2 protein-coding genes are annotated in these 1,032 nt (G+C 43.5%); both read left to right on the top strand.

The window, feature by feature from the left end; translation table 11 throughout:
- On the top strand, positions 1–345 hold a 345-nt coding region (locus LZ23_RS12005; protein WP_045214540.1), incomplete at its 5' end, for a PD-(D/E)XK nuclease domain-containing protein.
- A 190-nt stretch (positions 346–535) separates the two neighbouring features.
- Positions 536–1,032, top strand: a 497-nt coding sequence (locus LZ23_RS12000; protein ID WP_045214538.1) for an AAA family ATPase, incomplete at its 3' end; no start/stop codon positions are given.

The following is a 1,032-nucleotide window of genomic DNA, read 5'->3' as shown; positions in this document are numbered from 1 at the left end:
TTTTTTGCATCCATACCAAGCGACTGGTACCGCAAGAATCAATTATCCCGGTATGAAGGTTATTACGCCTCGGTTGTGTACTGCTATTTTGCCGCTCTGGGTTTAAATGTTCATCCTGAAGATCCCACCAATAAGGGGCGGCTGGACTTGTCAATTCGTTTTCAGGGGCGGGTATATATTATAGAGTTCAAAGTAGTGGAGCTTGCGGGTGAGGGCAAGCCTCTGGAGCAGATTAAAGTCAGAGGATACGCAGAAAAGTATGCAGGCCATGAAGTTTATCTCATAGGTGTGGAGTTTTCCAGCCAGGACCGCAATATTGTGAGTTTTGAGTGGGAGAAGAATTAGGAATGCCGGGATAAAACATAATGTTGGGATAGAAGAAGAGAAGTGCTGTGATGTCTAACCCATGAAAGAACGCCAAGCGTTCCTGCGCAGCAGCTTGTCATCGGGGTTGAGATCGAGGCAATCTGCAGCCTTAAGTCTTTAACGCTGAATTGAGAAAGTTGAACTGGGAACGTATAAAGCAGGATCAAATATGAAAAAATTGCCCATAGGAATTCAGACCTTTGAGAATTTGATCAGGGAAGGATATTATTATGTGGATAAGTCTTATTTTGTTCACCAGCTATCCACTGAGGGTAAGTATTATTTTCTTTCCCGGCCGCGCAGGTTTGGCAAAAGTCTGCTTCTTAGTACCATCAAGGCTGCCTTTCAGGGTAAAAAGGATCTGTTTCAGGGGCTGTTCTTAGAAAATAACTGGGACTGGAGTCAGGTAAACCCTGTGGTGCATGTGAGCTTTGGCTCCGGGGTGGTCCGAAATGTTAGTGAACTTGAGGTTTCTTTTGATGAGATTCTTTATGATCACGGACTGAAGTATGGTATCGAGTATGTTAAACAAAGCCTGAAAGGCAGGTTTACCGAATTAATTTTCACTTTGCACGAAAAAACAGGGCAGAAGGTAGTCATTTTGGTGGATGAATATGACAAGCCCATACTGGATAATATTGAAAACAAAGATATGGCTGTGGCCAT

Origin of the sequence: Desulfonatronovibrio magnus (genome assembly GCF_000934755.1) — a bacterium.
Classification (GTDB): domain Bacteria; phylum Desulfobacterota; class Desulfovibrionia; order Desulfovibrionales; family Desulfonatronovibrionaceae; genus Desulfonatronovibrio; species Desulfonatronovibrio magnus.
This window is presented reverse-complemented; position numbering and strand designations above follow the sequence as displayed.